Source organism: Stutzerimonas kunmingensis (genome assembly GCF_014764705.1).
GTDB lineage: Bacteria > Pseudomonadota > Gammaproteobacteria > Pseudomonadales > Pseudomonadaceae > Stutzerimonas.
The window spans coordinates 81,811-99,443 of record NZ_JACXXG010000005.1; the positions used below are offsets into that span (position 1 = coordinate 81,811).

The following is a 17,633-nucleotide window of genomic DNA, read 5'->3' on the forward strand; positions in this document are numbered from 1 at the left end:
TGATGGGCACGGCGCGCGCAGAGCTTGAAAGAAGTGGCTGGTTTGCGTCTTTGGACATCGGCGAATTCGTTGACAGCAGCGGCGTCTCCCGCTGCGTTTTCAGGAGTGTATATGGCGGTCTATAACTACGATTTGGTGGTATTGGGTTCCGGTCCGGCCGGGGAGGGCGCGGCAATAAATGCCGTCAAGGCGGGACGCAAGGTCGCCGTGGTAGATAACCGTCCGCTGGTTGGGGGCAACTGCACACACCTGGGCACCATCCCGTCCAAGGCCTTGCGCCATTCGGTACGGCAGATCATGCAGTACAACACCAACCCGCTGTTCCGCCAGATCGGCGAACCACGCTGGTTCTCCTTTCCGGACGTGCTGAAGAGTGCCGAGAAGGTCATCAGCAAGCAGGTCACTTCCCGCACGAGTTACTACGCGCGTAACCGCATCGATACCTTCTTCGGGACTGCCAGCTTCTCCGATGAGCAGAGCGTCGAAGTGGTCTGCCTCAATGGCATGGTGGAAAAGCTGGTTGCCAGCCAGTTCGTCATCGCCACCGGCTCGCGCCCGTATCGACCGGCTGATATCGACTTCAATCACCCGCGTATCTACGACAGCGACACCATTCTTACTCTCAGTCACACGCCGCGCCGGATGATCATCTATGGGGCCGGCGTCATCGGTTGCGAATATGCATCGATCTTCAGCGGTCTGGGCGTGCTGGTCGATCTGATCGACAACCGCGAGCAGCTGCTCAGCTTCCTCGATGACGAGATTTCCGATGCGCTCAGCTATCACCTGCGCAACAACAACGTGCTGATTCGCCACAACGAAGAGTACGAGCGGGTCGAGGGGCTGGAGAACGGCGTCATCCTGCATCTTAAGTCGGGCAAGAAGATCAAGGCAGACGCATTCCTCTGGAGCAACGGACGTACCGGTAATACCGACAAGCTCGGGCTGGAGAACATCGGGCTCAAGGCCAACAGTCGTGGTCAGGTCCAGGTTGATGAGCACTACCGCACCGAGATCGGCAATATCTACGCTGCCGGCGATGTGATCGGTTGGCCGTCGCTGGCCAGTGCCGCTTATGACCAAGGCCGCTCGGCAGCGGGCAGCATCGTCGAGAATGACTCCTGGCGTTTCGTCGATGACGTACCGACCGGTATCTACACCATTCCCGAGATCAGCTCGATCGGCAAGAATGAGCGCGAACTGACCCAGGCGAAGATTCCCTATGAAGTCGGTAAGGCGTTCTTCAAAAGCATGGCGCGGGCGCAGATTTCGTTCGAGCCAGTGGGCATGCTGAAGATTCTCTTCCACCGCGAAACGCTGGAAGTGCTCGGTGTGCACTGCTTCGGTTATCAGGCTTCGGAGATCGTGCACATTGGCCAGGCGATCATGAACCAGAAGGGGCCGGCGAACAGCATCAAGTACTTCGTCAACACAACCTTCAACTACCCGACAATGGCCGAAGCCTACCGCGTCGCTGCGTTCGACGGGCTCAACCGGCTTTTTTGAGCAGCTCCGGCCGCTGGCCTGAGGCGGCTGGAGAGGGCGGCGACTCCCGTAATTGGCATTGGCCTAACCGGGAGAGCTTCTGATCAGGTGAGGGTGAATCCGGCAGCGGCCTGCGCTGCCGGATCGTGCCGCGGTGCGTTGGCTGTCAGGATCGCGATAGCGTACTGACAGCCAGGCCGGGGTAGTCGGTGATCAGGCTGTCGACGCCGAGGTCGGCCAGGCGGCGCATCAGGGCTGGTTCATTGACTGTCCACACCGATACATGCAGGCCCTGTTTACGCGCTTTTTCCAGACGCTCCGGGGTGCACAGCGTCCACTTCAATGCCAGCAGGCTGCAGCCATATTGACGGGCGACCTTCAGTGGGTCGAGCCAGTTGTGCTCGGCTACCAGCCCGCGTGATATCTCTGGCGCCAGCCGGTTCAGCGCACGCAGGACTTCACGAGAACTCGACGTGACGGTGATGCGATCGAGCAACCGATGCTGTTCGGCCAGCTCCTTGATCGCCATGACCGTACGCGCGGCGCGCACCCGTGAAGCACTCTTGACCTCAAGCTGCCAGTGCTCGAAATCGCATTTTTCGAACAGCTCGCTCAGCCTCGGAATAGGGCAGGGTGTCTTCCAGCCAGGTCCGCCTTCCCGGGCGTCGTAGTTCACAAGCTCGTCGGCATCATGTTGCACGACTTTTCCCCGGCGACCGGTGGTGCGCTTGAGTGTCGGGTCGTGGATGACCATCAATTCGCCGTCGCGGGAAAGATGCAGATCCAGCTCGCAGCGGCGCACGCCGTGCTGGAGGCATTGCTCGAAGCTCACCAGGGTGTTTTCTGGCGCTTCGCCCTTGGCGCCGCGATGGCCGTAGATGAGTGTCACGGTTGCAAGTCTTCCTTAGGGGGATGATGGGGGGCGTTGATGATGGCGCACGCTGCTGATCACCCGGTCGCCTTCGAAGTACACGGAAAACTCCCGGTAATCCCAGCGGGTGATCGGCGGCTGGCCGACGGCGGGTCGCTCTTCATCGGCCAGGCCGAAGCGGTCCAGAACCTGGTTCTTCGAGTCGCCACGACTCGGCATGGTCATTTCCGGCAGGCCTTGTTGGCCAACAGGTATCCGAATGTCTTCGGCGAACAGGGGGGGACTGAATGTCAGTACGAGCAGCAGAGTCGCCAGGCGGCGCATCGGTCAATCTCCTTGCAGGCTTTCCAGGGCCAGGCGCCGCTCCAGCGCCTGTTTCTGCAGGATATGTCGTGCGAGCAACTGTCGCTGTGCATCAGTCAACGCTTCGAACTCTGTGCCGATATCGTAACGCCCGTCATCCATCGGCGTGCAGTAGATAACCCGCGCGGCCAGCACAAGGCCAAGCCCCTGGGGCAGCAGAATCAGCTTCAGTGTGAGCCCCTCTCCTTCAGCTTTGGGCTGCTCGCTGGCGAAGCTGATACCGCCTTCGGACAATATCACCGGCTGCGGTGCGCCCTGATCCTTCAGCAGATCCTGCGCCAGTGCCTGGCCCAGGAGTTCGATTCGTTTGTTCTGCACCTTCAGGTAATTGGCCAGCGTGCGATTGCTCTCGGCAATCTGCCGCAACAAATGCTGCGCTTCGAAATCAAGTTGGTGCAGCTCGCCGAGCAGGCTGAAAAGCGGCGGTAGGGGCGCTGCGTCGGCCTCCTGGCCTTGGCCGGCCGGGATGATTTCCAGTGCCACACGATCCTCGATACGGTAGTATTCGCGGCGTTCTTCAGTGTCTTGTGTCGGCATGGCGATACCCCGGATGCAGTAATGGCCAGAGTGTATCAGGCCCCGCGGTGACGTCAGCTGCATGTTGTTTCTTCCCCCGCCAGCGAACCCGTCGATCTTATGTTCAGACCGCTGTCCGTCTTTATCGGCGCGCGTTACACCCGCGCCAGACGTCGTAGCCTCTTCGTCTCCTTCATCTCCCTGACATCCATGATCGGGCTCGCCCTGGGTGTGCTGGTGATGATCGTCGTGCTTTCCGTGATGAACGGCTTTGATCACGAGATGCGTACCCGCGTGTTGGGCATGGTGCCGCATGCGACGATCGAAAGCCCGACGCCAATTGGCGACTGGCAGACACTTGGGAAGCGCCTCGAAGGGCACTCCCAGGTCGCGGCGACGGCACCTTTCATTCAAAGCCAGGGGTTGCTGACCCATCAGGGGCAGGTGACCAAAATCCTGATCAACGCAGTGGACCCCGAGGCCGAACGGCGGGTTTCGATCATCGATCAGTTTTTCCGCGAGGGTTCGCTGGACGATCTCGCCGCAGGCGAGTTCGGTATCGTCATCGGTGACAAGGCTGCGACCAAGCTCGGTGTCGGCGTGGGGGACAAGATCACCTTCGTGGCGCCCGAAGTCATCGTGACTCCAGCTGGGATGTTCCCGCGCATGAAGCGTTTTACCGTGACCGGAATCTTTCATGTCGGAGCCGGCGAGATCGATGGCTACGTTGCGCTGGCGAACATCGCTGACATAGCACGGCTGCAGCGCTGGAAGCCGGACCAGGTCCAGGGAGTTCGTCTGCGTTTCGACGACCTGTTCCAGGCGCCCCGCATTGCCTGGGAGCTGGCCGGCCAGCTCGGCGATGATTTCTATTCCCGTGACTGGACCCGCACCCATGGCAACCTGTACCAGGCGATTCGCATGGAGAAGGCCATGATCGGACTGTTGTTGCTGCTGATCGTGGCGGTGGCGGCGTTCAACATCATTTCGACGCTGGTGATGGTAGTAACCGACAAGCGCGGCGATATCGCCATCCTTCGCACGCTGGGCGCGACCCCGAAACAGATCATGGCGATATTCATGGTCCAGGGTACGGTGATCGGCGTCGTCGGCACCTTGGTCGGGGCGCTGCTGGGCATGTTCGCGGCAGTCAATGTCAGCAGCTGGATCGCTGCCCTGGAACGCCTGATCGGACACAAGTTTCTCAGCGCCGACGTCTATTTCATTGACTATCTGCCGTCACGGCTGATGGCGGCCGACGTCATCCAGGTCTGTGTTGCCGCGCTGGTCCTGAGTTTCCTCGCGACCCTGTATCCGGCCTGGCGCGCTGCGCGCACCCAGCCGGCAGAGGCGCTACGTTATGAGTGAACAGGTTATGAACGAGCTTTCTTCGCAAAAGCACGCGGTGCTGAGCTGCCGCAATCTTGGCAAACGCTACGAGCAGGGTCCGGAGTCGGTGGAAGTGCTGTCCGGCCTGCAACTCGAGTTGTTCCCGGGGCAGCGCGTCGCCATCGTCGGCAGTTCCGGCTCGGGCAAGAGCACCCTGTTGAACCTGCTTGGCGGGCTGGATACGCCCAGTGAGGGCAGTGTCTGGCTGGCCGGTGAGGAGCTTTCGGCGCTCAACGAAAAGGATCGCGGGTTATTGCGTAACCGCGCGCTGGGCTTCGTTTACCAGTTCCATCACCTGCTCGCCGAATTCACTGCACTGGAGAATGTCTGCATGCCGTTGCTGATCGGGCGGACGCCGATCCCGAAAGCGCGGCAGAAGGCCGCTGCGCTGTTGACGCGTGTCGGACTCGGGCATCGCCTTGAGCACAAACCGGCGGAGCTCTCGGGCGGTGAACGCCAGCGTGTGGCGATTGCACGGGCGCTGGTGAACGAGCCGGCGCTGGTACTGCTCGACGAACCTACCGGAAACCTTGACCATCACACGGCGCAAGGCATCCAGGACCTCATGCTGGAGCTCAGCAAGTCGTTGCAGACTGCCTTCCTCGTGGTTACCCATGACCGTCAGCTTGCCGCGCAGATGGATCAGATCCTGCGGTTAGAAGACGGACGTCTGGTGGTCGAATGATGTTCAGGCCTCTGAGTGTCTTTATCGGCAGCCGCTACACCCGTGCCAAGCGGCGCAACCATTTCATCTCGTTCATCTCCCTGACCTCGCTAATCGGCCTGGCACTTGGCGTGTTGGCGATGATCATGGTCCTGTCCGTGATGAACGGATTTCAGCGCGAGATGAGTTCGCGCATTCTCGGGATGGTGTCCCACGCCACCGTCATCGGTGATCAGCCATTGGACGACTGGCAGGCCGTTGCGTCGCGCCTGTCGGCGCATCCTCAGATTGTCGGCAGTGCACCCGTCACCCAGCTCGAAGGCATGCTGTCATTCAAGGGCAGCATGCAGCCGATACAGATCAGCGGTATCGATCCGCAGGCTGAGGCGGATGTATCCATCGTCGGTGATCGCCTGGTCGGGGGCAGTCTGGATGCGCTGAAACCGGGTGAGTTCGGCGTCATCATCGGCTTGATGACCGCCCGGCGCTTCGGTCTGAAGCTGGGCGACAAGTTGACACTGATCGTGCCGGAAGTGAGCTCCTCGCCCGGTGGAGTCACGCCTCGCATGCAGAGGCTGAATGTGGTTGGCGTTTTCAAGGTGGGCGCCGATCTGGACGGCAGCCTGGGGATGATCCACCGCGCCGATGCTGCGCAGATCCATCGTTGGGCGCCGCAGCAGGTGCAGGGCGTGCGGCTCAAGCTGAGCGACCTGTATCGGGCGCCGGAGGTGGCAGCGCAGGTGGCTGAAATGCTCGGTGATGGCTACCGCGTGGAGGACTGGTCTTATACGCAGGGCAGCCTATTCAGCGCGATGAAGATGGAAAAGACCATGATTGGGCTGTTGTTGATGCTGATCGTTGCGGTGGCTGCCTTCAATATCATTGCGACGCTGATCATGGTCGTTGCCGACAAGCGAGCCGATATCGCGATTCTGCGCACGCTTGGCGCGACTCCACGGCAGATCATGGCGATCTTCATGGTTCAGGGCAGCATCATTGGCTTCAGTGGCACCGTGATAGGCGTGATTCTGGGCGTACTCGGTGCGCTGAACGTAAGTGCTCTGGTGGCCTGGCTGGAAAAAGTGTCAGGCCAGCATATCTTTAGTTCCGACGTCTACTTCATCAGCACCCTGCCATCGGAGCTGCGTCTGGAGGACGTGGTGCTGGTATCGGTCGCGGCGCTGACCTTGAGCTTCTTGGCTACGCTCTATCCGGCATGGCGAGCCGCGCAGACCCAGCCGGCCGAGGCACTGCGCTACGAGTGATGGCCGTTAGCGCCGGCCGTTCTGTCGCCGGCGCCAGCTGCGCCCGACCCACCAGCGCCAGTAGGCCTGAGTTAGAACGTAGCCGAGAATGGCGAAAACGACGCCCGAAACCAGCGAGCCCAGATACAGCGGCTGCCAGTTGTGCTGCAGCATGTGACTTACCCAGGCCAGGCTCAATTCTGCCGGCATGTCAGAGGCCGGTGTATCCAGCAGCCAGGTTCCGACCTTGTAATTGCAATAGAACACCGGAGGCATGGTCAGCGGGTTGGTCAGCCAGACCAAACCTACCGCGATGGGCAGATTGGCTCTCGCGGGAAGCGCACAGACGGCCGCCGCGAGCATCTGCATGGGCATCGGAATCATCGCCCAAAACAGGCCGATAGCCATGGCTCGCGCCACCGAGTGCCTATTGAGATGCCAGAGATTGGGATCGTGAATCAGCGCGCCGAGAAAACGCAGGGACTTGTTAGTCTTGATGCGATCGGGGTGCGGCATGTAGCGTTTGAAAAAGCGACGCGGCATGAAGGTTCTCTGGCAGGCTGCAGCCCGGCGATTATGCCTCGAATCGCGATGCGGCGCTGACAGGAGTTTTGTGACATTAGGTCTACGCCCGCGACAAATTGACCATCCGCCCACAGCGGTCCCGGAATGGATTCCAGGAGTCGAAAAAGCATGCGCACATGGATGTTGGCGCTCGCGGCAGGCCTCGTCTTGCCCCGTTTCTTACCGGCGTTGCCCTCTGTCTGGATCTTGTGCGTGCTTGGCGTGCTGGGGGGCTTGCTGCTTTCGCGTCGGCGCTGGGCGTCGTCCGGGTTGCTTCTCCTCGGGTTCGCCTGGGCATGCTGGCAGTGCCAGAGTGCCATTGATGATCGCCTGCCCGTTTCGCAAGATGGCCGGACATACTGGATCCAGGGGACGGTCAGTGGATTGCCCACCAGCACGGGCGATGTCGTGCGCTTCGAGTTGGAGGATATCGAGTCGAGGCATGCTGGGCTGCCGTCGAAGGTGCGTCTGTCCTGGTACGGCGGCCCGCAAGTGCGGGCCGGCGAGCGCTGGCGGCTTGCGGCTCGACTGAAACGTCCGCGTGGCCTGGTCAATCCGCATGCGTTCGACTACGAAGCCTGGTTGCTGGCGCGTCGCATTGGCGCGACCGGTTCGGTCAAGGCGGGAGAGCGCCTCTTCGCGCCGCACTCCGTGAATAGTTGGCGCGACCGCTTGAGGCTCCGTCTGATGGAGGTCTCCGCGTCCGGTCGACAAGGCGCGATTGCGGCACTGGTGGTCGGTGATGACTCCGGCCTGAGTCATGAGGATTGGCAGGTGTTGCAGGACACCGGCACGGTGCACCTGATGGTCATATCCGGACAGCACATCGGCATGCTGGCTGGCTTGCTATACGGACTGGTTTCGCTAGCAGCTCGATGGGGCTTCTGGCCCAGCCGTTGGCCCTGGCTTCCATGCGCATGCGCGTTGGCTCTCGCTGGCGCGCTTTCCTATGGATGGCTCGCGGGGTTCGATGTGCCGGTGCGTCGTGCGTGTCTCATGGTCGCCGTGGTCCTGCTCTGGCGCTTGCGCTTTCGTCATCTGGGTGTCTGGCAGCCGCTGTTGCTGGCGCTGAATGGTGTCCTGCTGGTCGACCCCCTGGTCTCGTTGCAGCCGGGGTTTTGGCTCTCATTCGGGGCCGTTGCGGTGCTCGCGCTGGCGTTCTCCGGTCGGCTCGGCCGATGGAAGTGGTGGGCGACGCTGACGCGCGCCCAATGGGCAGCTTCCCTCGGCCTGCTGCCTCTGTTACTGACGCTGGGACTGCCGGTCAGCGCCAGCGGGCCTTTGGCCAATCTGATTGCCGTACCCTGGGTAAGCCTCACCGTTCCCTTCGCGCTGCTCGGTACGTTGCTTCTGCCGTTGGGCGCTATCGGCGAGACGCTACTCTGGTTGGTCGGCACCTCGCTGGCGCTGCTGTTCGAGCTGCTGTCCGCCATGGCTACCTGGCAACCCGCCTGGCTGGCGGTCGGTATACCCATCTGGGCCTTGCTGATGATTGGGCTGGGTGTGCTGTTGATGTTATTGCCGTCAGGTGTGCCGGTGCGTGCGCTCGGACTGGTGCTCCTCGCGCCGTTGGTGTATCCCCCGTATTCCGAAGTAGCCGAAGGACGGGCGCAGGTCTCGGTGCTGGATGTGGGGCAGGGGCTTTCGGTACTGGTGCAGACCCGGGAGCACGCGTTGCTCTACGATGCGGGACCGAGGCAGGGTGATTTCGATACCGGCGAGCGTGTCGTGTTCCCGTCGCTGCGAAGCCTGGGCGTGAAGAGGCTGGACATACTGCTGCTGAGCCATGCGGATAACGATCATTCCGGTGGCGCTCAGGCGATCCGTCGACTGCTTCCGGTCGCGCGGACCGTCAGTGGGGAGCCGCAACGACATGCGACCGATCTGAATGCCAAGCCCTGTGAAAACGGTGCCGAGTGGCGGTGGAACGGCGTGCGTTTCAGTCTCTGGCAATGGCAGACGGCCCGGGAAAGCAATCAGACGTCATGCGTTCTGCTGGTCGAGGCCAATGGCGAACGGGTTCTGCTTACCGGCGATATCGATCAGGCCGCGGAGCAGGCTTTGCTGCTCAGCGGACAGGACGTAAAGGCGCAGTGGTTGCTATTGCCTCATCACGGCAGCCTCAGCTCATCGTCGGAGCCATTCCTGCGAGCGGTGGAACCGAGCGCCGCGCTGATCTCACGGAGCCTGCACAACGCTTTCGGTCATCCTCATCCGACTGTGACCGCTCGCCTCGAAGCGTCCGCGATCGACGTTTACGACACTGCCTTGCACGGCGCGATCCGCATCGATCTCGGCGATTTCTCGGTGGCGGAGATACAGCGTGCGGAACGTCGGTTCTGGCGGGAAAAATGAGAACGGCGGCCGTCGGCGACCCCGCGACCCTATGCTAGAGTGGCGCCACTTTTTCGAGGGGGATTCATCTCGTGTGGGAGCTGGTCAAAGCAGGCGGCTGGATAATGCTGCCAATCATCCTGTGTTCCATCGCCGCCGCCGGCATCGTTGCTGAGCGCCTGTGGACACTGCGCCCGAGTCGTGTCACGCCGCCGCATCTGCTTGGCCAGGTGTGGAAGTGGATCAAGGACAAGAAACTCAGCAACCAGAAGCTCAAGGAGCTGCGCGCGGATTCGCCTTTGGGTGAGATTCTTGCCGCCGGCCTCAGCAACTCCAAGCGTGGTCGCGAGATCATGAAGGAGTGCATCGAAGAGGCGGCCGCGCGCGTCGTTCACGACCTGGAGCGCTACCTCAACGCCCTTGGCACCATTGCCGGCATCGCGCCCTTGCTTGGCCTGCTGGGAACGGTGCTGGGCATGATCGAGATCTTTAGCGCCTTCATGGGCTCTGGCATGGCCAACGCGCCGCTGCTCGCCGGCGGTATCGCCAAGGCGCTGATCACCACCGCGGCGGGCCTGATGGTCGGTATCCCAGCGCTGTTCTTCCATCGTTTCCTGCAACGCCGCGTCGACGAGCTGGTCGTTGGCATGGAGCAGGAAGCGATCAAGCTGGTGGAAGTGGTGCAGGGCGACCGCGATGTCGATCTCGGTGAGGGCAAGGCGTGAAATTCCGTCGCAAACCCCGGGAGAACGTGGAGATTGGGCTGGCACCGCTGATCGACGTGGTCTTCATTCTGCTGTTGTTCTTCGTGGTCACCACGACCTTCACCCGTGAAACGCAGCTCAAGGTCGATCTTCCGGAAGCCGCCAGCGGTACACCGCCGCAGGATGCCGAGGTCCGCCAGCTGGAAGTGCTGATCGACGTGGCCGGCAATTATTCGCTCAACGGCAAAGCGCTACTGAAGAGCGACCTCAATTCGCTGATGGCGGCGTTGAGCAAGGAATCAGGCGGCGACAATCGGCTGCCGATGGTCATCAGCGCCGATGGTAAGACCCCGCATCAGGCGGTGATCACCGCGATGGATGCCGCCGGCAAGCTGGGCTTCGGCCAGCTGCGCATCACCACGGTCGAGGCGCAGGCCTCTCCCTGATGTCATTCGCCGATCGCCTGCAACGCGCCTGGTATCAGGGGCATCCGGCCCTATGTGTGCTGGCTCCGCTGGAGCTACTCTATCGGCGCGTTGTCGAGGCAAAGCGACGGCGCTTTCTCAAAGGTGAAAGCGCTGCCTATCGCGCACCAGTGCCGGTCATCGTGGTGGGTAACATCACCGTAGGTGGAACAGGCAAGACTCCACTGATTCTCTGGCTGATCGAGCATTGCCGTAGCCGCGGGCTGCGCGTCGGCGTCGTCAGCCGCGGCTACGGTGCCAGGCCGTCGGCGCTGCCCTGGCGCGTTCAACCCGAACACTCGGCGGAGCAATCAGGCGACGAGCCGCTGTTGATCGTGCAGCGTACCGGCGTGCCGCTTATGATAGATCCCGACCGATCACGCGCGGTACGGTGCCTGCTGGAGACCGAATCGCTTGACCTGATCCTTTCCGACGATGGCCTGCAGCACTATCGGCTGGCCAGGGACCTCGAACTCGTACTGATCGACGCGGCACGCGGGCTGGGCAACAGGCGCTGCCTGCCGGCTGGCCCCTTGCGCGAGCCGGCCGAACGCCTGAATAGCGTGGATGCTGTGCTGGTCAACGGCACCGATTCGGATACCGCCGACGGCTATGCGTTCAGCCTCAAGCCGGTCGCGCTGGTCGAACTGTGCTCCGGCGAGCGCTGGCCTCTCGATCACTTTCCCGCCGGCCAGCGGCTGCACGCGGTGGCTGGCATCGGCAACCCGCAGCGTTTCTTCACCACGCTCGAAACGCTACACTGGCGTCCGATTCCGCACCCCTTCGCCGATCACGCCGCCTACAGCCAGGAGCAGCTGGAATTCAGCCCCGCCCTGCCGTTGGTGATGACCGAGAAGGATGCGGTGAAATGCCGGGCATTCGCACCGCCGGGTTGGTCATATCTTCAGGTGCACGCCGTACCTTCTGCGGCTTTCGTCACCTGGTTCGACGGCCAGTTGGCGCGATTGCTGCCCGATCACTCTTAAGCCGCTCGCACTGCCATCGCAGTCGAACGCTTCCAAGGACTGCGCATGGATACCAAACTGCTCGACATACTGGCCTGCCCACTATGCAAGGGGCCGCTGAAGCTGACCGATGACAAGTCGGAACTGATCTGCAAGGCCGACGCCCTGGCGTTTCCCGTGCGCGATGGCATCCCGGTGATGCTCGAGAGCGAGGCCCGTACGCTGGACGTGGATGAGCGCCTCGACAAATGAGCACTGCCTACACTGTCGTGATTCCCGCCCGCTATGCCTCGACCCGCCTGCCTGGCAAGCCATTGCAGGACATCGCCGGCAAGCCGATGATCCAGCACGTGTGGGAGCAGGCAAGCAAGAGCACGGCTCAGCGCGCGGTCATCGCCACCGACGACTCGCGCATCGTCGATGCCTGCTCGGCATTCGGTGCGCAGGTTGTTTTGACCCGCCCCGACCACAACTCCGGCACCGACCGGCTGGCTGAGGTGTGCGAGCAGCTTGGTCTGCCGAGTGACGCCATCGTGGTCAACGTGCAGGGCGACGAGCCGCTGATTCCCCCGGCAGTCATTGATCAGGTTGCCGCCAATCTGGCTGCGCACCCCGAGGTGGCCATCGCCACGCTCGCCGAACCATTGAGTGATGTGCAGGCGCTGTTCAATCCAAACGTGGTAAAGGTGCTCTCGGACACCAATGGCCTGGCGCTGACCTTCAGTCGGGCGCCGCTGCCCTGGGCAAGAGATGCGTTTGCCGCCGATCGCAGCGTACTGCCTGCTGGCGTGCCGTACCGCCGGCACATTGGTATCTACGCCTATCGCGCCGGTTTCCTCGCTGATTTCGTTTCCTGGGGTCCTTGCTGGCTCGAGGACACCGAGTGTCTGGAGCAGTTGCGCGCGCTCTGGCACGGCCAGCGTATTCACGTTGCAGACGCGGTACAGGCACCGCCTGCGGGGGTGGATACCGCGGAAGACCTGGAGCGGGTCCGTCGTCTGCTGGGCGGCTGAGATGAGAATCCTGTTCGTCTGCATGGGCAACATCTGCCGTTCGCCCACCGCCGAAGGCGTGTTTCGCCAGCGCGTCGAGCAGGCCGGGCTCGGCAGTCGGATCGAGATCGATTCTGCTGGGACCGGCGATTGGCATGTGGGCAAGGCTCCGGACTCGCGTGCTTGCGCCGCGGCCGGCAAACGCGGCTATCGGCTGACAGCGCTGCGCGCGCGCCAGGTGCAGCCGGAAGACTTCCTGCGTTTCGACCTTATTCTGGCGATGGATCACGACAACCTGGCTCGACTGGAGGCCTTGCGCCCCGAAGCGAGCAGGGCGGAGCTTGATCTGTTGCTACGCCGTTGCGGACTGGCGCGTGACGTGGTGCCAGACCCTTACTACGGCGAGGCAGGCGGCTTCGAGGAAGTGTTGGATCTCCTCGAGGAGGCCTGTGATGCGCTGCTTGCGGAATTGAAGGGGCAACTGTGAGCCTGATCCTCGAATCGAACCGATCACTCAAGGCATTCAACACGTTCGCTGTCGATCAGCGTGCGCGCTACTTCGCGGCCGCTCATAACGATGAGGATGTTCGTGACGCGCTCGCCCAGGCGCGTCGGCTCGACGTTCCGCTGCTGCCGATCGGTGGTGGCAGCAACTTGCTGCTGACTCGTGACGTGCCGGCGCTTGTCCTGCATATGGCCAGCCGTGGCAAACGCATCATCGATGAGTCTGCCGAGCAGGTTCTGGTCGAGGCGGAGGCAGGCGAGCCCTGGCACCCATTCGTGCTCTGGACGCTGGATCAAGGCTTGGCGGGCCTCGAGAATCTGAGCCTGATACCAGGTACCGTTGGTGCATCACCAATCCAGAATATCGGTGCCTACGGTGTCGAGATCAAGGACGTATTTGCAGGGCTCACTGCGCTGGATAGTGAAACTGGGATCATCCGTGAGTTCAGCGAGGACGACTGCGCATTCGGTTATCGCGACAGTCTGTTCAAACAGCAGCCCGGGCGTTTTCTGATTCTGCGAGTGCGTTTCGCGTTGCGTCGCCAGGCAGCGCTGCATCTTGAGTATGGGCCGATCCGCCAGCGTTTGGCGGAGCAGGGGATTACCGTACCTTCCGCGCAGGATGTGAGCCGAGCTGTTTGTGCCATCCGCAGTGAAAAGCTGCCGGATCCACAGCAGCTGGGCAATGCCGGGAGTTTCTTCAAGAATCCGCTGGTGCCGGCTGCCGCTGCTCAGACGCTGCGCGACCGTTACCCCGAGCTGGTCGGTTATCCGCAAGCCGACGGTCAAGTGAAACTGGCGGCTGGCTGGCTGATCGAGAAGGCTGGCTGGAAGGGATTTCGTGACGGCGACGCAGGGGTGCATCGGCTGCAGGCGTTGGTGCTGGTCAATCATGGCCTGGCCACGGGGGTGCAGCTGCTGGACCTGGCGCGACGTATCCAGGCCGATGTGCTGGAGCGCTTCGGCGTAAGCCTTGATATCGAGCCAAATGTGCTCTGACTACGACTCGTACGGTCAGTTCTCGCTGCGTTAAAGCCAGGCCGTGCGGTGGTGTAGATATCTGGTTCCGGTCGCTTGAGTTGTACTGATCTCGTACTTCGGTTCGCCTAGCGCGGGCAACCAAGCAGAACCTGCGATGTGCATCGGATGTAAGCGAGCTCAATTTCGACCTGCAGCCGGTCCGGCTTCTCAAGCTTGCAGTGACGGCTTTTTCGGGGAGAGATGGGGCAGTGAATAGCCTTGCTGACTGCGCCGCACCCCTTCTGCCATGAGCGTTCTCCTGATGAATAAGACGAAGGTGTAAACCTTATTCAGGACGGGACAATGCAAAAAAAAGGATGCCGAAGCATCCCTTTTTTAGGCCGGCGGTGTTTAGCCTTGCGGCTTCTCACGGTTATCTGGCTGGTCACCTTCTGCAGCTTGTTCCGGCTCCTGGGGTGATGGCTGAACCACTTCCTCAGTTGTCGGTGCTTCTGGCTTCTGCTCGTCTACTTCAGCGGTCGACACCTGTGCTTGTTCGGCGGGCTCGTCAGCCTCGGCGAGCGACTGCTCGTGGAGGGTGGTGACTGGCTCGGCGAACTGCTCAGGCTGGGCGTCGGCAGCCACCGGCTCCGCAACTTGTTCAACTTGCGCTTCGACGACTGGCTCGCTGGCGACGATCTCCGGGCTGGCCAGAGGTTGCTCCGCTGCGGCCTTGGCGTCGGCTTCTGCCGCTTCCTTGGCCAGACGCTCGGCTTCACGCTGACGGCGACGGACCTCGCGCGGATCATTAGGCGCGCGTCCGCTCGGCGCCAGTACTGGCGCCACGGCCGGTGCGACTTCGACTTTCTCGACCACCGGCTCCGGGGCAGGCTGCGGGGTGACGTCGGCTTGGACGACCTGTGCTGCTTCGCTCGGCGCAACTTCGGCAGCGTGTGTCGATGTCTCGTCTGCAGCTTCGATAGCTATCGACTGCTCGGCCACAGTGCGCTGCTTGTCCGTACTTTCCACGCTTGGCGCATGCTCGACAATCGTCGCTACACCATCGGTGCTGGTTTGAATCACGGCGTCATCAGCGAGCTTAGCCTGTGGAGCCGCTTCGGTGTCGGCGGTGTTCGCGGCCAGGGCGGCGGCTGTTGCTGCGACGGCGATTTCCTCGGTTTTCACCGGGGCGTTGCTCTCGTCGACCTCGTCGATTTCGTTACCGTTGGCGTCACGCTGACGCTCACGGCGATTGCTGCGACGACGCTGGCCGCGGGAGCGGCGGCGTGGGCGGTCGCCGTCGTTGCCTTCGCTGCCCTCGTTGGAGTCCTGGGCGTCCTCGGCTTCGTTCGCATCCTCGGTTTGCTGCAGCAGCTCATCGGCGGCTACCGGGGCTTGCCGTTCGGCGCGCGGCTTGCGCTCTTCGCGCGGGGCGCGTGGTTGCCGCTCGGCCTGCTCTTCTTCTGCTGCTACAGCGATCGGAGCTTCGTCGATTGGTGCTCGCAGTTCGCGCTTACGCTCCTCGCGGGGCTTGCGGTCCTCGCGTGGGGCTCGCTCGCGGCGCGGCTGGCTTTCGGCAACTTCGGCCTGTTCACGGGGTTTGCGTTCCTCGCGTGGTGGGCGCGGCTGGCGCTCTTCGCGGGGCTGACGCTCCTCGCGAGCTTGGCGCTCCTCACGGGGCTGGCGTTCTTCGCGCGGCTTGCGCTCCTCATCACGGCCACCGCGCGAATCGCGGCGACGGTTCTGCTGGCGTCCGCTGCGGCGCTCGTCATTGCGCTGCGGGCGCGGCGAGGCGGGCTTCTTCTCGACTTCGGCTGTGGCCTGCGGTTCTTTCGTCTCGCCTGCGAACAGTCCGACCAGGGATTTGATCAGGCCCTTGAACAGACTTGGTTCCTGCACCGGCGCGGCAACGGGTGTTTCGGCTGGCGCTGCGGCGGCTGCCGCCGGTGCGGTGCGCTGCGGTGCGGTCTTGACCGCCGCTTCCTGACGAACCAGGGTGCGTGTGGAGCTGACCGGCTGAGCTTCTTCGGCCTCGGTCGGGCTCATTTCGTAGCTGGCTTGGCCTGCCATGATTTCTGGGCTGTCGTCACGCAGTCGCTGAACTTCGAAGTGCGGCGTTTCCAGGTGATCGTCCGGCAGTATGAAGATGCGCGCACGGGTGCGCAGCTCGATCTTGGTGATCGCGTTGCGTTTCTCGTTGAGCAGGAATGCTGCTACCTGGAACGGCACGCGGGCGCGAACCTCGGCGGTGCGGTCCTTGAGGGCTTCTTCTTCGATCAGGCGCAGAATCGCCAGCGACAGCGATTCGACGTCACGAATGATGCCTTGGCCGTTGCAGCGTGGGCAGACGATGCCGCTGGTCTCGCCCAGAGAGGGGCGCAGACGCTGGCGGGACATTTCCAGCAAACCGAAGCGCGAGATACGGCCGACCTGGATACGTGCACGGTCGGCTTCCAGTGCTTCGCGCATCTTCTCCTCGACGGCGCGCTGGTTCTTGGCAGGGGTCATGTCGATGAAGTCGATGACGATGAGTCCGCCGATGTCGCGCAAACGCAGCTGGCGGGCGATTTCCTCGGCCGCCTCCAGATTGGTCTGCAGGGCGGTTTCTTCGATGTCGCCACCCTTGGTGGCGCGAGCCGAGTTGATGTCGATGGATACCAATGCTTCGGTCGGATCGATGACGATAGAGCCGCCGGAAGGCAGTTTTACTTCACGCTGGAAGGCCGTCTCGATCTGGCTTTCGATCTGGAAGCGGTTGAACAGCGGTACGGAATCTTCGTACAGCTTGATCTTGCTGGCGTACTGCGGCATCACCTGCTGGATGAAGCTCAATGCCTCGTCCTGTGCTTCGACACTGTCGATCAGCACTTCGCCGATGTCCTGGCGCAGGTAGTCGCGGATGGCGCGGATGATGACGTTGGATTCCTGATAGATCAGAAATGGCGCGGGGCGATCCTGGGACGCATCCTTGACTGCGGTCCAGAGCTGCAACAGATAGTCGAGGTCGCACTGCAGCTCTTCGCTGGAGCGGCCCAGGCCTGCCGTGCGGACGATCAGACCCATGTCAGCGGGGATATCGAGACCGTTCAGGGCTTCACGCAATTCATTGCGTTCTTCACCTTCGATGCGGCGCGAAATGCCACCAGCACGCGGATTGTTCGGCATCAGGACCAGATAACGGCCGGCCAGACTGATGAAGGTGGTCAGTGCAGCGCCTTTGTTGCCGCGCTCTTCTTTTTCGACCTGAACGATGACTTCCTGGCCTTCGCGCAGGACGTCCTTGATGTTCACGCGGCCTTCAGGCGATTTGCTGAAGTATTCGCGAGAAATTTCCTTGAGGGGGAGGAAGCCATGGCGCTCGGCGCCGAAGTCGACGAAAGCAGCTTCGAGACTGGGCTCGACGCGGGTGATCTTGCCCTTGTAGATGTTGGCTTTCTTCTGCTCGCGGGCACCTGATTCGATGTCCAGATCGAACAGACGTTGGCCGTCGACCAGTGCGACACGCAACTCTTCGGGCTGAGTTGCGTTAATTAGCATTCTTTTCATGTAGTACCGTCGGTTTCCGTGGCATCCGGAAACGGCGTTCGGCACACACGACTCTCGCGGTCGGTGTC

Annotated in this window: 17 protein-coding genes; 12 read left to right on the plus strand and 5 right to left on the minus strand. The window is 62.1% G+C overall.

All coding sequences use genetic code 11. The features are described from left to right. The first annotated feature begins 111 nt into the window (after positions 1-111). Positions 112-1,506 (plus strand): Si-specific NAD(P)(+) transhydrogenase, encoded by a 1,395-nt coding sequence (gene sthA / locus IEG05_RS06510; RefSeq protein ID WP_003299651.1) that lies wholly within the window; start codon positions 112-114, stop codon positions 1,504-1,506. Positions 1,507-1,651: 145 nt separating this feature from the next. Here the strand turns inward: sthA and IEG05_RS06515 are convergent, their stop codons facing one another. From IEG05_RS06515 to IEG05_RS06525, 3 genes are read right to left on the minus strand one after another with little or no spacing between them, the layout of a single operon-like run. Continuing rightward, a complete protein-coding gene (locus IEG05_RS06515; RefSeq protein WP_046618642.1) occupies positions 1,652-2,374 on the minus strand; it encodes a glycerophosphodiester phosphodiesterase in 723 nt (240 codons plus the stop codon). A gap of 15 nt (positions 2,375-2,389) precedes the next feature. Next, positions 2,390-2,680, minus strand: coding sequence for a phosphodiesterase (locus tag IEG05_RS06520; RefSeq protein WP_152664396.1), 291 nt, complete (start codon positions 2,678-2,680; stop codon positions 2,390-2,392). A 3-nt stretch (positions 2,681-2,683) separates the two neighbouring features. Next, on the minus strand, positions 2,684-3,319 hold the full coding sequence (locus IEG05_RS06525; RefSeq protein WP_080950566.1) for a PilZ domain-containing protein: 636 nt from the start codon (positions 3,317-3,319) through the stop codon (positions 2,684-2,686). A gap of 36 nt (positions 3,320-3,355) precedes the next feature. Between IEG05_RS06525 and IEG05_RS06530 the strand changes: the two genes are divergently transcribed. The 3 genes from IEG05_RS06530 to IEG05_RS06540 are packed head-to-tail and all read left to right on the plus strand — an operon-like array spanning position 3,356 to position 6,553. Next, positions 3,356-4,603, plus strand: coding sequence for a lipoprotein-releasing ABC transporter permease subunit (locus IEG05_RS06530; protein WP_046618639.1), 1,248 nt, complete (start codon positions 3,356-3,358; stop codon positions 4,601-4,603). Between the two features lie 7 nt (positions 4,604-4,610). Further along, positions 4,611-5,309, plus strand: coding sequence for a lipoprotein-releasing ABC transporter ATP-binding protein LolD (gene lolD, locus IEG05_RS06535; RefSeq protein WP_046618685.1), 699 nt, complete (start codon positions 4,611-4,613; stop codon positions 5,307-5,309). Continuing rightward, positions 5,309-6,553, plus strand: coding sequence for a lipoprotein-releasing ABC transporter permease subunit (locus IEG05_RS06540; protein WP_041014588.1), 1,245 nt, complete (start codon positions 5,309-5,311; stop codon positions 6,551-6,553). The genes lolD and IEG05_RS06540 overlap by 1 nt, the downstream gene beginning before the upstream one ends. A 6-nt stretch (positions 6,554-6,559) precedes the next feature. Here the strand turns inward: IEG05_RS06540 and IEG05_RS06545 are convergent, their stop codons facing one another. Next, complete coding sequence (locus IEG05_RS06545; RefSeq protein WP_003299644.1) at positions 6,560-7,075, minus strand: DUF2062 domain-containing protein; 516 nt, start codon at positions 7,073-7,075, stop codon at positions 6,560-6,562. 150 nt (positions 7,076-7,225) lie between these two features. Between IEG05_RS06545 and IEG05_RS06550 the strand changes: the two genes are divergently transcribed. The 8 genes from IEG05_RS06550 to murB all read left to right on the plus strand — a co-directional run bounded on the left by IEG05_RS06550 (position 7,226) and on the right by murB (position 14,058). Further along, positions 7,226-9,451, plus strand: a complete 2,226-nt coding sequence (locus tag IEG05_RS06550) for a DNA internalization-related competence protein ComEC/Rec2 (RefSeq protein ID WP_080950565.1) — start codon at positions 7,226-7,228, stop codon at positions 9,449-9,451. A gap of 71 nt (positions 9,452-9,522) precedes the next feature. Next, positions 9,523-10,155, plus strand: a complete 633-nt coding sequence (locus tag IEG05_RS06555) for a MotA/TolQ/ExbB proton channel family protein (protein ID WP_046618636.1) — start codon at positions 9,523-9,525, stop codon at positions 10,153-10,155. Continuing rightward, on the plus strand, positions 10,152-10,580 hold the full coding sequence (locus IEG05_RS06560) for an ExbD/TolR family protein (protein ID WP_014820907.1): 429 nt from the start codon (positions 10,152-10,154) through the stop codon (positions 10,578-10,580). Before IEG05_RS06555 ends, IEG05_RS06560 begins: the two co-directional genes overlap by 4 nt. After that, a complete protein-coding gene (gene lpxK / locus IEG05_RS06565; protein ID WP_046618633.1) occupies positions 10,580-11,584 on the plus strand; it encodes a tetraacyldisaccharide 4'-kinase in 1,005 nt (334 codons plus the stop codon). The genes IEG05_RS06560 and lpxK overlap by 1 nt, the downstream gene beginning before the upstream one ends. Positions 11,585-11,629: 45 nt before the next feature. Beyond that, positions 11,630-11,815, plus strand: a complete 186-nt coding sequence (locus tag IEG05_RS06570) for a Trm112 family protein (RefSeq protein WP_003299639.1) — start codon at positions 11,630-11,632, stop codon at positions 11,813-11,815. Next, complete coding sequence (gene kdsB, locus IEG05_RS06575) at positions 11,812-12,576, plus strand: 3-deoxy-manno-octulosonate cytidylyltransferase (protein WP_046618632.1); 765 nt, start codon at positions 11,812-11,814, stop codon at positions 12,574-12,576. The genes IEG05_RS06570 and kdsB overlap by 4 nt, the downstream gene beginning before the upstream one ends. A 1-nt stretch (position 12,577) precedes the next feature. After that, positions 12,578-13,042 carry a low molecular weight protein-tyrosine-phosphatase gene (locus tag IEG05_RS06580; protein WP_046618630.1) on the plus strand — a complete coding sequence of 155 codons (465 nt, stop codon included), beginning with the start codon at positions 12,578-12,580 and terminating at the stop codon, positions 13,040-13,042. Further along, on the plus strand, positions 13,039-14,058 hold the full coding sequence (gene murB, locus IEG05_RS06585) for a UDP-N-acetylmuramate dehydrogenase (protein WP_046618629.1): 1,020 nt from the start codon (positions 13,039-13,041) through the stop codon (positions 14,056-14,058). The genes IEG05_RS06580 and murB overlap by 4 nt, the downstream gene beginning before the upstream one ends. 372 nt (positions 14,059-14,430) lie before the next feature. Here murB and rne read toward each other — a convergent pair whose 3' ends face one another. Continuing rightward, positions 14,431-17,565: a ribonuclease E gene (rne, locus tag IEG05_RS06590; protein WP_191121784.1), complete on the minus strand. Its 3,135-nt coding sequence runs from the start codon at positions 17,563-17,565 to the stop codon at positions 14,431-14,433. Between the last annotated feature and the right edge of the window lie 68 nt (positions 17,566-17,633).